We start from the raw sequence: 17,931 nt of genomic DNA, 5'->3' as shown, positions 1-17,931 counted from the left end.
CGCCAGGCCATCATTTATCTGTTGACTGAATAACCAATTTCCGTCATTTTGAATGTCTGGACGTCTAAACGGATAGACGTTCAAGGTAGCGAGCCATCTTCAGCAGCGATCGATGAGGTAAAGGGTATGAGTTTTTTCCACGCAAACCAGCGCGAAGCATTGAACCAAAGTCTTGCCGAAATCAGCGGGCAAATTAACGTTTCCTTTGAGTTCTTTCCGCCGCGTACCAGTGAAATGGAAGACACCCTGTGGAGCTCAATCGATCGCCTTAGCAGCCTGAAGCCAAAATTCGTTTCGGTCACCTACGGTGCCAACTCAGGTGAACGTGACCGTACCCACAGCATTATCAAAGGCATTAAAGACCGCACCGGTCTGGAAGCCGCCCCACATCTGACCTGTGTTGATGCTACCCGCGATGAACTGCGCGCCATTGCCCAGGATTACTGGGACAACGGCATCCGTCATATTGTGGCGCTGCGCGGTGACCTGCCGCCGGGCGGTGGCAAGCCGGAAATGTACGGGGCTGACCTGGTCGCCGTGCTGAAAGAAGTGGGTGATTTCGATATTTCTGTCGCGGCCTACCCGGAAGTGCATCCGGAAGCGAAAAGCGCACAGGCCGACCTGATCAACCTGAAACGTAAAATTGATGCCGGCGCGAACCGCGCGATCACTCAGTTCTTCTTTGATGTAGAAAGTTACCTGCGTTTTCGTGACCGTTGCGTGTCTACCGGTATTGATGTTGAGATTGTCCCGGGTATTCTGCCGGTGTCGAACTTTAAGCAGTTGCAGCGCTTTGCCACCATGACTAACGTGCGCGTACCGGGCTGGATGACCAGCATGTTTGAAGGACTGGATAACGACCCGGAAACCCGCAAAATGGTGGGTGCCAATGTCGCGATGGATATGGTGAAGATCCTCAGCCGCGAAGGGGTGAAAGATTTCCATTTCTACACGCTGAACCGTGCCGAAATGAGCTATGCCATTTGCCATACGCTGGGCGTACGCCCGGGGGCGCAGATCATCGCCTGAGAGGGGCGGCACAAACAGAAAAAGGACGCGAAAGCGTCCTTTTTTGATCGTGGCGGGCGAACATCTGTAGGGGCCGATCATTTTTTCCGATCGGCCCGTGAGGCCAGATTAACCGGTATTACGCATCCCTGCCGCCACCCCGGCAATCGTCACCATCAGTGCCTGCTCAACGCGGGCATCCGGCTCTGCGCCTTCTGCTTCCTGCTGGCGTGAACGATGTAACAGTTCGGCCTGCAATACGTTCAGTGGGTCAGTGTAGACGTTACGTAGCGCAATCGATTCGGCAATCCACGGCTGGTCGGCCATCAGATGGGAATCGTTGGCGATGGTCAGCACCGCTTTAATATCGGAGTCCAGCTGGTCACGTAGCTGTTTGCCCAGTGCCCACAGCGACTTATCGACCAGGCGCTGATCGTAGTACTCCGCCAGCCACAGGTCGGCTTTCGAGAACACCATTTCCAGCATCCCCAGGCGGGTAGAGAAGAACGGCCAGTCACGACACATGGTCTCCAGCGTTTCCTGATGACCATCTTCCATCGCTTTCTGCAATGCGGCACCGGCACCTAACCAGGCAGGCAGCATCAGGCGGTTTTGCGTCCAGGCGAAGATCCACGGAATGGCGCGCAGTGATTCGACACCCCCCGTCGGACGACGTTTAGCCGGACGCGAACCCAGGGGTAATTTGGCCAGCTCCAGCTCCGGTGTGGCGGAGCGGAAGTACGGCACGAAATCGGCGTGTTCACGCACATAGCCACGATACATTTTGCAGGAAACATCAGAGAGCTGATCCATGATGCTGTTCCACTCTGCTTTCGGCTCCGGTGGTGGCAGCAGGTTAGCTTCGAGGATCGCGCCGGTGTACAGCGACAGGCTGCTGATGGTGACTTCTGGCAGGCCGTATTTGAAGCGGATCATCTCACCCTGTTCGGTGACACGCAGGCCACCTTTCAGGCTGCCCGGAGGCTGAGACAGCAATGCCGCATGCGCTGGCGCACCACCACGGCCGATTGAGCCACCGCGTCCATGGAACAGCGTCAGGGTGATACCCGCTTTCTCGCAGGTTTTGATCAGTGCATCCTGGGCCTGGTATTGTGCCCAGCTTGCTGCCATCACGCCCGCATCTTTCGCGGAGTCAGAATAGCCAATCATCACCATCTGTTTGCCCTGAATCAGGCCGCGATACCAGTCAATGTTGAGCAGCTGGCTCATCACGTCGTTGGCGTTATTCAGGTCATCGAGGGTCTCAAACAGCGGTGCGACCGGCATGGCGTAAGTAATGCCCGCTTCTTTCAGCAGCAGGTGAACCGCCAGCACGTCTGACGGCGTTTTCGCCATCGAGATCACATAGGCAGCAATCGAACCCTGAGGCACTTCTGCGGCCACGCGGCAGGTATCCAGCACTTCTTTGGTGTCGGCGCTGGGTTCCCACTGGCGCGGCATCAACGGACGCTTGGAATTCAGTTCACGGATCAGGAAGGCCTGTTTGTCGGCCTCTGACCAGCTTTCATAGTCGCCAAGACCGAGGTAACGGGTGATCTCTGCAATGGCTTCAGTGTGGCGGGTACTCTCCTGGCGCAGGTCAATACGCACCAGTGGAACGCCAAAGCACTTCACGCGGCGCAGGGTATCAAGAAGCTGACCGTTCGCGATGATGCCCATGCCACACGCCTGCAGTGACTGGTAGCAGGTGTACAGTGGTTCCCACAGCTGGTCGTTGGAGATCAGTAAATTGGCCGGGCGTGGTAAGCGCTCGCCCTTCAGGCGGCGTTCGAGATAAGCCTGAGTGCTCATCAGCTGGCCACGGAGGTTTTTCATGATCTCGCGGTAAGGTTCCAGGGCTTCCGGGTTACCACACAGCTCACGGACTTCTGGCGTACATTCAGACATCGACAGCTCAGAAACCAGCACGGCGATATCACGCAGGAACAGGTCGGTCGCTTTCCAGCGGCTCAGTTGTAAAACATGGCGAGTGATGTCGGCCGTGACGTTCGGGTTGCCGTCGCGGTCGCCGCCCATCCAGGAGGTAAATTTCACGGGGACAAAATCAACCGGCAGGGTGTAACCAAAAGCGGCTTCAACCTGTTCGTTTAGCTCGCGCAGGAAGTGAGGAACACCTTCCCACAGGCTGTTTTCGACGACCGCAAAGCCCCATTTAGCTTCATCGACCGGTGTCGGGCGGTATTTACGAATTTCATCGGTATGCCAGGCCTGTGCAACCAGCTGACGCAGGCGGCGCATGATCTTGCCGTGGTCATAATCAGACAGGTCATTGTGATCCAGCTGTTGCAGGCAGGTATTCACTTCTACCAGCTTATGGATCAAGGTGCGGCGGGTGATTTCAGTCGGGTGCGCGGTCAGAACAAGTTCAAGCGACAGGGACTCAATAGCTTCACGAACGGCGGCTTCGGTCAGGTCCGGCTGCTGCTTCAGGCGTTCAAACGTCTTTGCCAAGAGCTCCGGGTGATTCGCACCTTCGCCTTTTGGCGAAATGGTGTGGTACTGCTCGGCCACGTTGGTCAGGTTGAGGAACTGGCTGAAAGCGCGGGCAACCGGCAACAGTTCGTCATTGGACAGATTTTGCAGCGTGGACAGCAACTCTTGACGGTGGGCATCATTTCCCGCACGTGATGACTTAGAGAGCTTACGGATGGTTTCTACCTGGTCCAGGATGTTCTCTCCCAGTGCATCCTTAATCGTATCCCCGAGCAGTTTGCCGAGCATACTGACATTACTTCGCATTGCGGAATATTGTTCGTTCATATGACCCCTGACACCCTTCTTGTATTTGTAACTTTAATATCCGTCATACTTGAAGCTGCAACTACGTTGGCTGCTCTCACTCACCCGAATCACTGACTAATGTAAGCTCATCGGGACTCGCTCTTTTGCCGCCTTGCTGCAACTTCAACTATTTTGGCTATAAATAACCCTTGTGGGCATAACTTAGCCTTTTATCTAGCCACGTTAGCAACCATTCGTCAATTGACTTAAATTTGCCGCATCGTGACGCTAAATAGCGGGAATTTATGAAATTTAATTACAACGGAGTGAGATAAGTTATTCTTATCAACCAGAATAATTGAAATCGGTGGCAAACGGCTGTTTTGGCAGTCATTTACCCCCTTTTTTACTCAGTGATGGCAAAAATGATGCACCACCTGGGCGATTAACTCCCGGGTAGGTTTGATAAATGCCGTGTCAATAAATTCATCCGGCTGGTGTGCCTGATCGATCGATCCTGGGCCTAAAACCAGCGTCGGGCAGATTTCCTGAATAAATGGCGCCTCGGTACAGTAGTTCACTACTTCCGTTTCTGTCCCCAGCAATTTCTCCACGACCTGTACCAGCTGATGCTCGCGCGGGCACTCATAACCCGGGATCGGGGGATGCAGTTCACCCACGGTCAGGCGGCCTGGCCAGCGTGCACTGACGGGTGCCAGCGCTTCATTCAGCAAACCGTCAAGGTCGCTTAACGTCAGGCCTGGCAGTGGGCGGATATCCATATGCAATTCACAACAGGCGCAGATACGGTTGGCAGCGTCGCCACCGTTGATGTGGCCAAAGTTCATGGTCGGATAGGGAATGGCGAATCCGTCATGGTGGTAGCGCGTTTTTAGCGTATTACGCAGTTCCATCAGTTGGGTAATCGACTCGTGCATCAGCTCAATGGCGTTGACGCCGCGTCCTGGATCGCTTGAGTGGCCGGACTGGCCCTGAATGCGAATCACATTGGAGAGATGGCCTTTGTGGGCGCGAACGGGTTTCAGTGAGGTGGGTTCACCGATAATGGCGCAGTCCGGGCGCAGGCTGGTGGTTTCTGAGAAAAACTTCGCGCCTGCCATCGTGGTTTCTTCGTCAGCGGTGGCGAGGATATACAGCGGTTTTTTCAGCGTTGAAACGTCAATATCACGCAGGGTATCTAAAATGAAGGCGAAGAAGCCTTTCATATCGGCGGTGCCCAGACCGTACAGTTTGTTGTCGTGCTCGGTCAGGGTAAAGGGATCGCGCGTCCAGCGGCCATCGTCGAAGGGAACGGTATCGGTATGACCCGCCAGCAGCAGCCCGCCGGCGCCGTGGCCGCTCTTCGCCAGCATATTGAATTTGTTGTGCGTACCGGGAACGGGTTGGACTTCCACGCTGAAGCCAATATCGCGGAACCAGCCGGCCAGTAAATTGATTAAAGTCTGATTACTCTGATCGAGCGCGCTGTCGGTTGCGCTGATTGATGGTGTAGCAATCAACTGGCGGTAAATCTCGATAAAAGGGGGTAATTTTGTCTTCACTGTTGACAGTCCTTGAGTTAGGATAGTATCAATATTCATGCATTAATAGTGAATAAAAATACATTAACGACGACCGGATGGAAACCGATAAATTTGTCTTCCACGGTAGCAGTTCAACAGGCGTTTTGGCAGCCCTGAAGCGCAATGACTCACAGTGAGCGAGTGACTTTCATGACAAATCCGTTAATTATCAAGTTGGGTGGTGTGTTGCTGGACAGCGAAGAAGCGCTGGAGCGGCTGTTTGACGCCCTGGTGACCTACCGTGCTGCCCACCAACGCCCACTGCTGATTGTTCACGGTGGTGGCTGCCTGGTGGATGAGCTGATGACTAAGCTTGCGCTGCCGGTGAAGAAGAAAAACGGCCTGCGCGTGACACCTGCCGATCAGATTGACATTATTACCGGTGCACTGGCCGGGACGGCGAACAAAACCCTGCTGGCCTGGTCGAAAAAACATGGCATTGATGCCGTTGGTCTGTGCCTCGGTGACGGCGGAAGCGTCAATGTAGCGCAGTTTGATGATGAACTTGGGCACGTGGGCCTGGCAACGCCGGGATCGCCACGGCTGATCGCCACACTGCTGGAGGCGGGTTATCTGCCAGTAGTGAGTTCGATTGGTATTACTCAGGATGGCCTGCTGATGAACGTTAACGCCGATCAGGCCGCGACGGCGCTGGCCGCCACTCTGGGTGCAGACCTGATTCTGCTCTCTGACGTTAGTGGTATTCTCGATGCCAATAAACAGCGCATCGCCGAGATGACGGCAGAGAAAGCAGAACAGCTGATTGCTGATGGTGTGATCACTGACGGCATGATCGTCAAGGTGAATGCCGCACTGGACGCTGCCCGTACCCTGGGCCGTCCGGTAGATATTGCCAGCTGGCGCCATGCTGAACAGCTGCCAGCCCTGTTTAACGGTGTGTCTATTGGCACCCGTATCCTCGCTTAATTATAAACCTTTCCCGAAAAATTTCGGGTTGCAGCAAGGCGGCGACGGAATGAATCCCCGGGAGCTTAGTTCACTAAGTGACTGGGGTGAGTGTAGGAAGCCAACGTAGTTGCAGCGTGAAAGATGATGGGAAATTGAAGGAAGAGACAATGCAAGATAAAAGCATCAAGAAAATCGTACTGGCTTACTCCGGCGGTCTGGATACTTCGGCCATTATTCCGTGGCTGAAAGAGAACTACGGCGGCTGTGAAGTGGTGGCATTCGTGGCCGATATCGGTCAGGAACGTGGCGATCTGGAAGGTGTAGAGCAGAAAGCGCTGCAATCCGGTGCATCTGAATGCCACGTTGTGGACCTGCGTGAAGAGTTCATCAGCGAGTACGTGTATCCGGTGCTTCAGACCGGTGCCCTGTATGAAGGCACCTACCTGCTGGGGACGTCAATGGCGCGCCCAATTATCGCTAAAGCTCAGGTTGAGCTGGCACTGAAAGTGGGGGCAGATGCACTGTGCCACGGCGCAACCGGTAAAGGTAACGACCAGGTGCGTTTCGAAACCACCTATACCGCACTGGCTCCGCAGCTGAAAGTGGTGGCACCGTGGCGCGAGTGGAACCTGCGTTCCCGTGAAGCCCTGCTGGACTACCTGAAAGAGCGTAATATCCCGACCACCGCGTCGCTGGAAAAAATCTACAGCCGTGATGAAAACGCATGGCATATCTCCACCGAAGGCGGCGTGCTGGAAAGCCCGTGGAACGCACCGAACAAAGATTGCTGGGTGTGGACCGTGGATCCTTTGGAAGCACCAGACCAGCCGGAGCAGGTGACCGTTGCCGTTGAGAAAGGCCGTGTAGTTGCCGTCAACGGTGAAGCGTTAAGCCCGTTTGGCTGCCTGGACAAATTGAATGCTATCGGTGCCCGTCACGGTGTTGGCCGTATCGATATCGTGGAAAACCGCCTGGTGGGCATCAAGTCCCGTGGCTGTTACGAAACCCCAGGCGGCACCATCATGGTGAATGCGCTGCGTGCGGTTGAGCAGCTGGTTCTGGACCGTGACAGCTTCAAATGGCGTGAGCAGCTGGGCCTGGAAATGTCCTACGTGGTTTACGATGGCCGTTGGTTCGCGCCACTGCGCAAATCCATTCAGGCATCTGCCGCTGCCCTGGCAGAAGAAGTGAACGGTGAAGTGGTTCTGCAACTGTATAAAGGCCAGGTCACCGCGATTCAGAAGAAATCTGCTAACAGCCTGTACTCTGAAGAGTTTGCGACCTTCGGTGAAGATGAAGTATACGATCACCGTCATGCAGGCGGCTTTATCCGTCTGTTCTCACTCTCTTCACGCATCCGTGCGCTGAACGAGAAGAAGTAATTTTTTGGGCGAGGCAACTCGTCCCTACAGGTATTCGTAGGGGCGGCACATGTGCCGCCCTTATTACATTATTTGAATGGAGTACGCATCATGGCACTTTGGGGTGGACGGTTTACGCAGGCAGCAGATCAACGTTTCAAGCTCTTCAATGACTCACTGCGCTTCGACTATCGTCTGGCAGAGCAGGACATCACTGGTTCCATTGCCTGGTCCAAAGCGCTGGTGACGGTCAATGTATTAACCACAGAAGAACAGCAGCAGCTGGAAGTGGCGCTGAATGTTCTGCTGGAAGACGTGCGCGCGAACCCACAGCAAATTCTGGAAAGCGATGCCGAAGATATTCACAGCTGGGTGGAAGGCAAACTGATTGACAAGGTCGGTGCGCTGGGTAAAAAACTCCACACTGGCCGTAGCCGTAATGACCAGGTCGCTACCGATCTGAAACTGTGGTGTAAAGCGCAGGTCAGCGAACTGCTGATCGCCACACGCCAGTTCCAGCAGGCGCTGGTGGCGACGGCGGAAGCCAATCAGGACGCCGTCATGCCGGGCTATACCCACCTGCAACGTGCCCAGCCGGTGACGTTTGCACATTGGTGCCTGGCCTACGTTGAGATGCTGGCACGCGATGAAAGCCGCCTGCAGGATACGCTGAAGCGTCTTGACGTCAGCCCGTTGGGCTGTGGCGCACTGGCCGGAACCGCGTACGAAATCGACCGTGAGCAACTGGCAGGCTGGTTAGGTTTTGCCTCCGCGACCCGTAACAGCCTGGACACCGTGTCTGACCGTGACCATGTGCTGGAACTGCTGTCTGATGCGTCCATCGGCATGGTTCACCTGTCGCGTTTCGCGGAAGATCTGATCTTCTTCAACACCGGCGAATCCGGTTTCGTTGAGCTGTCCGATAAGGTCACTTCGGGGTCATCCCTGATGCCGCAGAAGAAAAACCCGGATGCGCTGGAGCTGATCCGTGGCAAAGTCGGCCGCGTACAGGGCGCATTGACCGCGATGAGCATGACCCTGAAAGGTCTGCCTCTGGCGTATAACAAAGATATGCAGGAAGACAAAGAAGGGCTGTTTGATGCGCTCGATACCTGGTCTGACTGCCTGCATATGGCCGCACTGGTGCTGGATGGTATTCAGGTGAAACGCCCACGTTGCCAGGAAGCCGCTGAGCAGGGTTACGCGAATTCGACGGAGCTGGCGGATTATCTGGTCGCGAAAGGCGTGCCATTCCGTGAAGCGCACCATATTGTAGGTGAAACCGTGGTCGAAGCGATTAAACAGGGTGTGGCGCTGGAAGCGCTGACGCTGGGTGATTTACAGAAGTTCAGCAGTGTGATCGGAGAGGATGTGTACCCGTTCCTGTCTCTGCAATCTTGCCTGGATAAGCGTAACGCGAAAGGCGGTGTCTCTCCGCATCAGGTATCAAAAGCGATTACTGAAGCGAAACAGCGTCTGGCGTAATGCCTTTTGTGTCAGGCATGCATAGGGTCAGGTATGCCTGACCCCTGGGATGACATAGGGGATGGGTATGCCCATCCCTGTTCGGTTTATGCCGTAAAGAACTGCTCTAAATCATCGCTTCCGCCAATATGGCGACCACCGATAAACACCTGCGGCACAGTGGCACGGCCAGTAACGGCGCGCAAACTGACGGTCGTGGCATCCTGGCCCAGCACGATCTCTTCGAACTGAATTCCACGATCTAACAGCATCTGTTTGGCTTTCGCGCAGAATGAACAGCCTGGTTTGGTGAACAGGGAAACGGATTCCTGCACTTTAAATTCTGGTGCGACGTAGCGCAGCATGGTGTCTGCATCAGACACTTCAAACGGGTCGCCCGGCTTGTTAGGTTCTACAAACATCTTCTCTACCACACCGTTGCGTACCAGCATCGAGTAACGCCATGAACGCGGACCGAAGCCGAGATCGGCTTTCTCAACCAGCATCTCCATGCCACGGGTGAACTCACCGTTACCGTCAGGAATAAAGGTAATGTGTCCGGCGTTCTGATCGGCCTTCCAGGCATTCATCACAAAAGTATCGTTAACCGAGACGCACAGGATACTGTCCACTCCATGTTTTTTGAACACATCCGAGAGTTCGTTATAGCGCGGCAGGTGGCTGGAGGAGCAGGTAGGAGTAAAAGCCCCCGGCAGTGAAAAGACGATCACGGTTTTGTCTTTAAACAGCTCATCAGTAGTGACATCGACCCAACTGTCGCCCTGACGTGTGTGAAAAGTGACCTGCGGGATGGACTTACCTTCCTGACTTGCAAACATAAAAGACCTCAAGGTGATTGAATTTGGTGTGCCCCTTTTTGGCACCGGCACATTATTATCATTCAGGCTTGATAGGGATAATCGTTGGTTGCTATGCTATCTATCGTCACGGGCTATCGTGAAAAAGAGGATAAGATGAATATTCGTGATCTGGAGTATCTGGTTTCGCTGGCAGAACATCGCCATTTTCGTCGTGCAGCCGATGCCTGCCATGTGAGTCAGCCAACGTTAAGCGGCCAGATTCGCAAGCTGGAAGATGAGCTGGGGGTGATGCTGCTGGAACGTACCAGCCGCAAGGTATTATTCACTCAGGCAGGTCTGCTGCTGGTGGATCAGGCCCGGACTGTGCTGCGGGAGGTCAAGGTCCTGAAAGAGATGGCCAGCCAGCAAGGCGAGGCGATGTCCGGCCCGCTGCACATTGGGCTGATCCCGACCGTTGGCCCGTATCTGTTGCCGCAGATTATTCCTACGCTTCATCAGACCTTCCCTAAGCTGGAGATGTATCTGCACGAAGCACAAACGCAGCAACTGCTGGCGCAACTCGACAGCGGTAAGCTGGACTGTGCGATCCTGGCATTGGTGAAAGAGTCAGAAGCGTTTATTGAAGTCCCACTCTTTGATGAGCCGATGAAACTGGCGATCTATGCGGATCACCCGTGGCACGACCGCGATCGTGTTCCGATGTCGGATCTGGCCGGGGAGAAACTGCTGATGCTGGAAGATGGTCACTGTCTGCGCGATCAGGCGATGGGCTTTTGCTTCCAGGCGGGGGCGGATGAAGATACGCATTTCCGTGCGACCAGTCTGGAAACGCTGCGCAATATGGTGGCGGCGGGCAGCGGTATCACACTGTTACCTTCGCTGGCCGTACCGAACGAAAGAGTGCGTGATGGCGTCTGTTATCTGTCCTGCTATAAGCCGGTACCACAGCGCACTATCGCCCTGGTGTATCGCCCAGGTTCACCTCTGCGTGGCCGTTATGAACAGCTGGCAGAGGCGATCCGTGAGCACATGCGAGGTGTGATGGGCCGCTTAGAACAGCCTGTTTAAACCGTTAAGCGCCGCCACCCGATAGGCTTCCGCCATGGTGGGGTAGTTAAAGGTGGTATTCACGAAGTACTCAATCGTGTTGCCACCGTTTTTCTGCTCCATAATCGCCTGGCCGATATGGATAATCTCCGCAGCACGTTCACCGAAGCAGTGAATACCGAGGATCTCTTTGGTTTCGCGGTGGAACAGAATTTTCAGACTACCAACGTTCATACCAACAATCTGCGCACGTGCCAGGTGTTTAAACTGCGCACGGCCCACTTCATATGGCACTTTCATTGCTGTCAGTTGCTGCTCGGTTTTCCCGACAGAGCTAATTTCCGGAATGGTATAGATACCTGTAGGAATATCTTCGATCAGATGAGCGGTGGCCTCGCCTTTGATCATCGCCTGAGCGGCAATGCGGCCTTGATCGTAGGCGGCTGATGCGAGGCTCGGATACCCGATGACATCGCCTACCGCATAGATATGCGGCTGCGCCGTCTGATACATACTGTTCACCTTCAGCAGGCCGCGGCCATCCGCTTCCAGTCCGACATTTTCCAGCCCCAGCCCATCGGTATTACCGGTGCGGCCGTTGGCGTACAGCAGGCAGTCTGCTTTGAGTTTTTTTCCGGATTTCAGGTGCATGATCACACCATCTGCCACACCTTCAATCTTCTCGAACTCTTCGTTGTGGCGTATGACCACGCCGTTATTCCAGAAGTGATAGGACAGCGAGTCAGACATTTCCTGATCGAGGAAAGCCAGCAGACGGTCACGGGTATTGATCAGGTCAACTTTGACGGACAGACCCCGAAAAATCGATGCATACTCACAGCCAATCACCCCTGCGCCATAGATAATCACATGACCAGGTTCATGGTGCAGATTCAGGATGGAGTCGCTGTCATAAACACGTGGGTGGGTAAAGTCGACATCCGGCGGATGGTAAGGACGTGATCCGCAGGCGATGACAAACTTGCCTGCGGTCAGGCGCTCAATGCTGCCATCGTGGCTCTCGATTTCAATGGTGTTGGCATCGATAAAGCGTGCATCCCCCTGGAACAGTTCACAGTGGTTGCGCTCATAGAAACCCTGGCGCATATGGGTTTGCTGGCTGATAACGTTTTCGGTGTGATTCAGAATGTCGGCGAAAGAAGAACGGAGAAGACGCGTGTGGTCGCTATACAGTGGGTTCTGGTTGAACTCGATAATGCGGCTGACGGCGTGACGCAGCGCTTTCGACGGGATTGTTCCCCAGTGTGTACATCCGCCACCAATATTGTGGTAGCGCTCGATGACGGCAATACGTGCACCTTGCTTCACCAGTCCCATCGCAGCACCTTCACCGCCAGGACCGGAACCAATGACAATGGCGTCGTAATCATAAGACTGTTGCATACCAATACGTCCTATTTTCTTATACAATTTTACAACGAGATTCTAACATCTCGCGCCTCAGTTCCCAATTCTAACCGTGCTTTTTGCCATCAAATGCCAAATGACAGGGTTAACAGCCGCTCACAAAGTTTGGCCCACTGTACGCTGAAATTTTTGCTATAGTGCCCACTTGCAGGCTAAACAGGCACAAAAATGGGCGTTAGAGCGCAGCAAAAAGAACGTACACGACGTTCACTTATCGAAGCGGCATTCAGTCAACTCAGTGCCGAACGTAGTTTTGCCAGCCTCAGTTTGCGGGAAGTTGCCAGGGAGGCGGGGATTGCCCCAACGTCATTTTATCGTCACTTTCGTGATGTAGATGAATTGGGATTAACCATGGTGGACGAAAGTGGTCTGATGTTGCGACAGTTGATGCGCCAGGCGCGTCAGCGTATTGCCAAAGGTGGCAGTGTCATCCGCACTTCTGTTTCTACCTTTATGGAGTTTATTGGTAATAACCCAAATGCCTTTCGGTTACTGCTGCGTGAACGCTCCGGCACGTCATCCGCATTTCGTGCCGCTGTTGCCCGTGAAATTCAGCACTTTATTGCCGAACTGGCCGATTATCTGGAAGTTGAGAACCGTATGCCGCGCAGCTTCACCGAAGCGCAGGCAGAAGCGATGGTCATTATCGTGTTTAACGCCGGTGCTGAAGCACTGGATATTGATGTCGATCAGCGACGCCAGTTGGAAGAAAGGCTGGTACTGCAACTGCGTATGATCTCGAAAGGGGCATATTACTGGTATCGACGTGAGCAGGAGAAGCTGGCGGTGACGCTGGAAGCAAAAGACTAAGCGGCCTGGTCAGGGCCTACATGGCAAATAACCTAGCCGACTGGAACAAATTCAAGGGGATGACATGAATTTAGCGACTGGCCGCGATAAAGGCACTCTGCTGTTAACATTTCTTACCGGGCTGTCGATTAACGGCTCGTTTTCGGTGCTGTTCAGCGCAGTGGTGCCATTTTCTGTTTTCCCTCTGATTGCATTGGGTCTGTCGGCCTGGTGCCTGCATCAACGTTATCTTAACCGTGCCATGCCGGACGGTATGCCCTCGCTGGCTGCGGGATTCTTCCTGTTGGGCATTCTCTTGTACAGTGCGATTGTCAGAGCGGAGTATCCTGAGATTGGCTCAAACTTTGTGCCGACCATTCTGATGGTGGCGGTGGTGTTCTGGATTGCTGTTAAGTGGCGCGCGCGTCATTCCAGCGTGTAATGCGAAAGCCGGGCGATGGATATCGCCCGAGCCAGATTAGCGGCGAGTCAGCAGAACGCCGCACTCCATATGGTGTGTGTACGGGAACTGGTCGAACAGGGCCAGACGCGTAATCTCATGAGTAGCCGATAATGTGGCGAGGTTCTCGCACAGCGTTGTCGGGTTGCAGGAGATATAAAGGATACGTGGATACGCCTGCACCATCTTCACCGTTTCGTCATCTAGGCCGCTGCGCGGAGGGTCGACGAAAATGGTTTCACACTCGTAGCTGGTCAGATCGATGCCTTCCAGGCGTCTGAAGCTTCTTTCTCCGTTCATTGCCTGAGTAAACTCTTCTGCCGCCATACGGATAATCTGGACGTTATCGATCTGGTTTACCGCGATATTGTACTGAGCAGAGGCGACTGACGGTTTGGCGATTTCCGTTGCCAGCACGCGGCGGAAGTTACGTGCCAGCGCCAGCGAGAAATTGCCATTGCCGCAGTACAGTTCCAGCAGGTCGCCGCGACAATCGCGCGTCGCATCCAGCGCCCATTCCAGCATCTTCACATTCATTGCCGCATTTGGCTGCGTAAAGCTGTTTTCTACCTGGCGATAGATCATCTCACGCCCGTCCACCATCAGACGCTCATCCACGAAATCCTGATCCAGACAGATTTTGGTTTTAGTCGCGCGGCCGATGAGGTGCAGATCGAAACCTTCAGCGCGCAGCGCATCACGCAGTAGCGTGGCAGCCTGCTGCCATTCATCATCCAGCTTACGATGATAGAGCATAGAGACAACGACCTGCCCACTGACCGTCGACAGGTAGTCAATCTGGAACAGTTTAAAACGCAGTGCACGCTGGTCGCGCACGGCATCGATCAGCCGGGGCATCAGGCGGTTAATCAGCTCACTGGCTGCGGGGAAGCTGTCCACCCGGATGCGGTCATGTGTCTTCTGATCGAAAATAATGTGGTACAGATCATCACCGTCATGCCAGATACGGAACTCTGCACGCATCCGGTAATGGCTGACCGGTGAACGGAAGACCTCGACGTTGGGAGCATTAAACGCAGACATCATGGATGTCAGTCGTGTCACTTTCTCTGTGAGTTGGTCGTCATAGTGTTCAACAGGCAGTTGTTCGGGTGTCATGGGCGTTCCTGAGTATGTGGCAGTGATAGCCGGGCGATTGTAGGGATTCTTTACCTCATGTCCAGTATTGTCCACGATTCACCCTTTATGGATGTCTGGATATCTGGACTTCTAACACATTTGTTCATAAAATGCGTTCCCCGGCCTCCCACGAGTTAATAGGGAATCCAGTGTAAATCTGGAGCTGACGCGCAGCGGTATAGAATGTCGTGACAATAGCGTAACGCAGACACTGTCTTTTGACGGGAAGTCATTGCCACCCAACGATTCTGAGCCCGAAGACCTGCCGGATTAACGTCGCATTTCTTACGGTCATCGCGTGCTATCGATCGTATGCCTGCGGCATCCTGCACATTTTTTGGATGCTTGGTCATGATTACAACAAAAAATACGCTGTTGGCGTTTAGCGCTACGGCAATTTCCCTCTGGGCGCAAAACGGCTTTGCACAGGACAGTAATAAAGAAGAAACGCAGGTTGTGACTGCGAATCGTTTTGAACAGCCAGTCTCTGCTGTATTGGCCCCTACCACGGTGGTCACGAAAGAGCAGATCGACCGCTGGCAGTCAAAAACGCTGACGGATGTGATGCGCCGCCTGCCTGGCGTCGATATTGCTCAAAATGGTGGACTGGGCCAGCAAAGCTCACTGTTTATTCGTGGCACTAACTCCAGCCATGTTCTGGTCTTGATTGATGGTGTGCGCCTTAATCAGGCGGGGATCAGCGGTGCTTCCGATCTCAGCCAGATCCCAATTTCACTGGTTCAGCGGATTGAATATGTACGTGGAGCACGTTCAGCGGTCTATGGTTCTGATGCCATTGGTGGGGTACTCAACATCATTACCACGCGCACTAAGGAGGGTACGACGCTTGCGGCAGGGGTCGGTTCCAACGGCTATCAGTCTTACGACGGTTCCACTCAGCAGATGCTGGGCCAGAATACTCGTGTGACGCTTGCAGGTAACTATACCTACACCAAAGGCTATGACGTTGTTGCTAATTATCCTGATGCGCTTGGCAACACTGCACAATCCGATCGTGATGGGTTTATGAGCAAGAACATCTATGGCGCGATTGAACATCAGATCAATGATGATTTTAGTGTCTTTGTTCGTGGTTATGGCTTTGATAACCGTACTGCCTATGACGGTAGCCCGACCTACGTTCAACCCGATACCTATGTTGATACTCGCCAGCTGTATAGCCAGACATGGGATGGTGGACTCCGCTTCAATAATGGTCTCTATTCTTCCAATCTGACCGCCAGCTACAGCCACACGAAAGATTATAACTACAGTCCTGATATGGGACGCTATGCGTCCTCCGCCACTCTTGATGACTCCCAGCAGTATAATTTGCAGTGGGCCAATAATGTGGTCGTGGGACAGGGCAGTGTGGGTGGCGGCGTTGACTGGCAGAAGCAGTCCATTGAGCCAGGGACTGCTTATGTGAATGACCGTCGTGAAGTGACCAATACGGGTTTGTATGCCACCGGGCAGCAGATGTTTGGTCCAGTGACGCTGGAAGGTGCCGTTCGTGGCGATGATCACTCCGTGTACGGCTGGCATAATACCTGGCAAACCAGCGCAGCCTGGGAGTTCATTGAGGGTTATCGTTTTATCGCCAGTTACGGGACTGCATTTAAGGCACCTAACCTCGGTCAGCTGTACGGTTCTTTTGGCGGCAATAGCAATCTTGATCCTGAAGAGAGCAAGCAGTGGGAAGGGGGCTTCGAAGGCTTAACGGGCCCTGTAACCTGGCATGTATCCGCATATCGCAACGATATCGACAGCCTTATTGATTACAGTAGTGCCAACGGCGGTTATTACAATATCAACAAAGCGACCATCAAAGGTGTTGAAGCAACGGCTTCATTTGATACCGGTCCGGTATCTCACCAGATTTCCTATGATTACGTTGATCCGCGTAATGCTGAAACCAATGAGATTTTGCTGCGTCGGGCTAAACAGCAGGTGAAGTATCAGCTCGACTGGACGGTGTATAATTTCGACTGGTCAGTGAGTTATCAATACCTGGGTGAACGCTACGACCGTCAATACGCAACAAATCCAAACGGTGATCTGGCCAAATTGGGCGGTGTCAGCCTGTGGGATCTCGCGGTTTCGTATCCAGTCACATCCCATCTCACTGTTCGTGGTAGAATTGCCAACCTGTTCGATAAAGATTACGAGACAGTGTATGGCTATGAAACCCCTGGACGGGAATACTACCTCAGCGGCAGCTACACCTTCTAAACCGCGCCCCACCGTGCTGGTCTTTGACTCCGGCGTCGGTGGGCTTTCTGTCTATGATGAGATCCGCAAATTATTGCCGGATCTCCATTATCTCTATGCTTTCGACAACGTTGCTTTCCCCTATGGCGAAAAGTCGGAAGAGTTTATCGTCGAGCGTGTGGTGACCATCGTGGAAGCGGTCACTCGGCTCTATCCTCTTGCGCTGGTGGTTATCGCCTGTAACTCGGCGAGCACCGTGACGCTCCCTGCTCTGCGAGAACGCTTTGAATTTCCTGTTGTCGGTGTTGTGCCAGCGATTAAGCCAGCGGCACGTCTGACCCGTAACGGCGTGGTTGGTCTGCTGGCGACGCGTGGCACAGTAAAGCGTCCTTATACTAAAGAGCTGGTGGCGCGTTTTGGTGGTGAGTGCAAAACCGAGATGCTGGGCTCTGCGGAACTGGTGGAGTTAGCAGAAGCTAAGCTGCATGGTCAGCCTGTTCCTATAGAAGAAGTAAAACGTATTCTGCAACCCTGGCTGCGGATGCAGGAGCCACCCGATACCGTGGTGCTTGGCTGCACGCATTTCCCTCTTATCAGTGAAGAGCTACAGCAAGTACTGCCTGAAGGCACTCGTTTAATCGATTCTGGCGCTGCCATTGCCCGCCGTACGGTGTGGCTGCTGGAAAATGAGTCTCCTGAGGCTTTTTCTCAGGATGAGAACATGGCGTTCTGCATGGATATCACTGAACAGGCAGTTCAATTAATGCCCGTTTTACAACGATATGGCTTTGCAAAGCTCGAAAAACTGGCGCTTTAGGGAACTTTAGGGCAAAAAATCATCACTCAGAAAGTTTTTTGCAATTAGCCCTTGTCACTCTCCAGAAAATCCCTATACTGCGCCTCCACTGACACGGAACAACGGCTTACAAGCCACCGGGTCAGGAGCGTCAGGTAACTGATAGCGCCGG

At 53.7% G+C, this 17,931-nt stretch carries 14 protein-coding genes and 1 riboswitch; of the genes, 9 read left to right on the top strand and 5 right to left on the bottom strand.

The window, feature by feature from the left end:
* The first annotated feature begins 126 nt into the window (after nucleotides 1–126).
* Nucleotides 127–1,029, top strand: a complete 903-nt coding sequence (gene metF, locus FY046_RS19735) for a methylenetetrahydrofolate reductase (protein WP_446186406.1) — start codon at nucleotides 127–129, stop codon at nucleotides 1,027–1,029.
* Between the two features lie 108 nt (nucleotides 1,030–1,137).
* Here metF and ppc read toward each other — a convergent pair whose 3' ends face one another.
* Together ppc and argE are read right to left on the bottom strand one after the other, a co-directional pair.
* A complete protein-coding gene (ppc, locus tag FY046_RS19730) occupies nucleotides 1,138–3,789 on the bottom strand; it encodes a phosphoenolpyruvate carboxylase (RefSeq protein ID WP_133846346.1) in 2,652 nt (883 codons plus the stop codon).
* Nucleotides 3,790–4,160: 371 nt separating this feature from the next.
* Entirely contained in the window at nucleotides 4,161–5,312 is a 1,152-nt protein-coding gene (gene argE / locus FY046_RS19725; protein ID WP_446186405.1) for an acetylornithine deacetylase, read from the bottom strand.
* Between the two features lie 171 nt (nucleotides 5,313–5,483).
* Between argE and argB the strand changes: the two genes are divergently transcribed.
* The 3 genes from argB to argH all read left to right on the top strand — a co-directional run bounded on the left by argB (nucleotide 5,484) and on the right by argH (nucleotide 9,088).
* Nucleotides 5,484–6,260: an acetylglutamate kinase gene (argB, locus tag FY046_RS19720; RefSeq protein WP_133846344.1), complete on the top strand. Its 777-nt coding sequence runs from the start codon at nucleotides 5,484–5,486 to the stop codon at nucleotides 6,258–6,260.
* 149 nt (nucleotides 6,261–6,409) lie between these two features.
* The gene (locus FY046_RS19715) at nucleotides 6,410–7,624 is read left to right on the top strand and encodes an argininosuccinate synthase (protein WP_133846343.1); all 1,215 of its coding nucleotides are present in this window, start codon (nucleotides 6,410–6,412) and stop codon (nucleotides 7,622–7,624) included.
* Between the two features lie 90 nt (nucleotides 7,625–7,714).
* Nucleotides 7,715–9,088 (top strand): argininosuccinate lyase, encoded by a 1,374-nt coding sequence (argH, locus tag FY046_RS19710; protein WP_133846342.1) that lies wholly within the window; start codon nucleotides 7,715–7,717, stop codon nucleotides 9,086–9,088.
* An 86-nt stretch (nucleotides 9,089–9,174) separates the two neighbouring features.
* On the opposite strand, the gene FY046_RS19705 is transcribed toward argH, so the two are convergent.
* On the bottom strand, nucleotides 9,175–9,906 hold the full coding sequence (locus tag FY046_RS19705; RefSeq protein ID WP_133846341.1) for a glutathione peroxidase: 732 nt from the start codon (nucleotides 9,904–9,906) through the stop codon (nucleotides 9,175–9,177).
* A gap of 135 nt (nucleotides 9,907–10,041) precedes the next feature.
* On the opposite strand from FY046_RS19705, the gene oxyR reads away from it, so the two are divergent.
* A complete protein-coding gene (oxyR, locus tag FY046_RS19700; protein ID WP_133846340.1) occupies nucleotides 10,042–10,956 on the top strand; it encodes a DNA-binding transcriptional regulator OxyR in 915 nt (304 codons plus the stop codon).
* On the opposite strand, the gene sthA is transcribed toward oxyR, so the two are convergent.
* Complete coding sequence (gene sthA, locus FY046_RS19695; protein ID WP_133846339.1) at nucleotides 10,939–12,339, bottom strand: Si-specific NAD(P)(+) transhydrogenase; 1,401 nt, start codon at nucleotides 12,337–12,339, stop codon at nucleotides 10,939–10,941. The two genes, oxyR and sthA, sit on opposite strands and share 18 nt — an antisense overlap.
* A 192-nt stretch (nucleotides 12,340–12,531) precedes the next feature.
* On the opposite strand from sthA, the gene fabR reads away from it, so the two are divergent.
* A complete protein-coding gene (gene fabR / locus FY046_RS19690) occupies nucleotides 12,532–13,173 on the top strand; it encodes an HTH-type transcriptional repressor FabR (protein WP_133846338.1) in 642 nt (213 codons plus the stop codon).
* Nucleotides 13,174–13,237: 64 nt separating this feature from the next.
* Nucleotides 13,238–13,594, top strand: a complete 357-nt coding sequence (locus tag FY046_RS19685; RefSeq protein WP_133846337.1) for a YijD family membrane protein — start codon at nucleotides 13,238–13,240, stop codon at nucleotides 13,592–13,594.
* 36 nt (nucleotides 13,595–13,630) lie between these two features.
* On the opposite strand, the gene trmA is transcribed toward FY046_RS19685, so the two are convergent.
* The gene (gene trmA, locus FY046_RS19680) at nucleotides 13,631–14,731 is read right to left on the bottom strand and encodes a tRNA (uridine(54)-C5)-methyltransferase TrmA (protein ID WP_133846336.1); all 1,101 of its coding nucleotides are present in this window, start codon (nucleotides 14,729–14,731) and stop codon (nucleotides 13,631–13,633) included.
* A gap of 125 nt (nucleotides 14,732–14,856) precedes the next feature.
* A riboswitch (cobalamin riboswitch) is annotated at nucleotides 14,857–15,036 on the top strand.
* A 67-nt stretch (nucleotides 15,037–15,103) separates the two neighbouring features.
* Between trmA and btuB the strand changes: the two genes are divergently transcribed.
* On the top strand, nucleotides 15,104–16,984 hold the full coding sequence (gene btuB, locus FY046_RS19675) for a TonB-dependent vitamin B12 receptor BtuB (protein WP_159338332.1): 1,881 nt from the start codon (nucleotides 15,104–15,106) through the stop codon (nucleotides 16,982–16,984).
* Nucleotides 16,929–17,780, top strand: coding sequence for a glutamate racemase (murI, locus tag FY046_RS19670; protein ID WP_133846334.1), 852 nt, complete (start codon nucleotides 16,929–16,931; stop codon nucleotides 17,778–17,780). Before btuB ends, murI begins: the two co-directional genes overlap by 56 nt.
* Nucleotides 17,781–17,931 lie beyond the last annotated feature (151 nt).

It is taken from the genome of Erwinia sp. 1181_3, assembly GCF_052824965.1.
This window is presented reverse-complemented; position numbering and strand designations above follow the sequence as displayed.

Coding starts and splice junctions, on each gene's coding strand:
- metF (WP_446186406.1), top strand. CDS start 127: ATGAGTTTTTTCCACGCAAACCAGCGCGAAGCATTGAACCAAAGTCTT.
- ppc (WP_133846346.1), bottom strand. CDS start 3,789: ATGAACGAACAATATTCCGCAATGCGAAGTAATGTCAGTATGCTCGGC.
- argB (WP_133846344.1), top strand. CDS start 5,484: ATGACAAATCCGTTAATTATCAAGTTGGGTGGTGTGTTGCTGGACAGC.
- FY046_RS19715 (WP_133846343.1), top strand. CDS start 6,410: ATGCAAGATAAAAGCATCAAGAAAATCGTACTGGCTTACTCCGGCGGT.
- argH (WP_133846342.1), top strand. CDS start 7,715: ATGGCACTTTGGGGTGGACGGTTTACGCAGGCAGCAGATCAACGTTTC.
- FY046_RS19705 (WP_133846341.1), bottom strand. CDS start 9,906: ATGTTTGCAAGTCAGGAAGGTAAGTCCATCCCGCAGGTCACTTTTCAC.
- oxyR (WP_133846340.1), top strand. CDS start 10,042: ATGAATATTCGTGATCTGGAGTATCTGGTTTCGCTGGCAGAACATCGC.
- sthA (WP_133846339.1), bottom strand. CDS start 12,339: ATGCAACAGTCTTATGATTACGACGCCATTGTCATTGGTTCCGGTCCT.
- fabR (WP_133846338.1), top strand. CDS start 12,532: ATGGGCGTTAGAGCGCAGCAAAAAGAACGTACACGACGTTCACTTATC.
- FY046_RS19685 (WP_133846337.1), top strand. CDS start 13,238: ATGAATTTAGCGACTGGCCGCGATAAAGGCACTCTGCTGTTAACATTT.
- trmA (WP_133846336.1), bottom strand. CDS start 14,731: ATGACACCCGAACAACTGCCTGTTGAACACTATGACGACCAACTCACA.
- btuB (WP_159338332.1), top strand. CDS start 15,104: ATGATTACAACAAAAAATACGCTGTTGGCGTTTAGCGCTACGGCAATT.
- murI (WP_133846334.1), top strand. CDS start 16,929: ATGGCTATGAAACCCCTGGACGGGAATACTACCTCAGCGGCAGCTACA.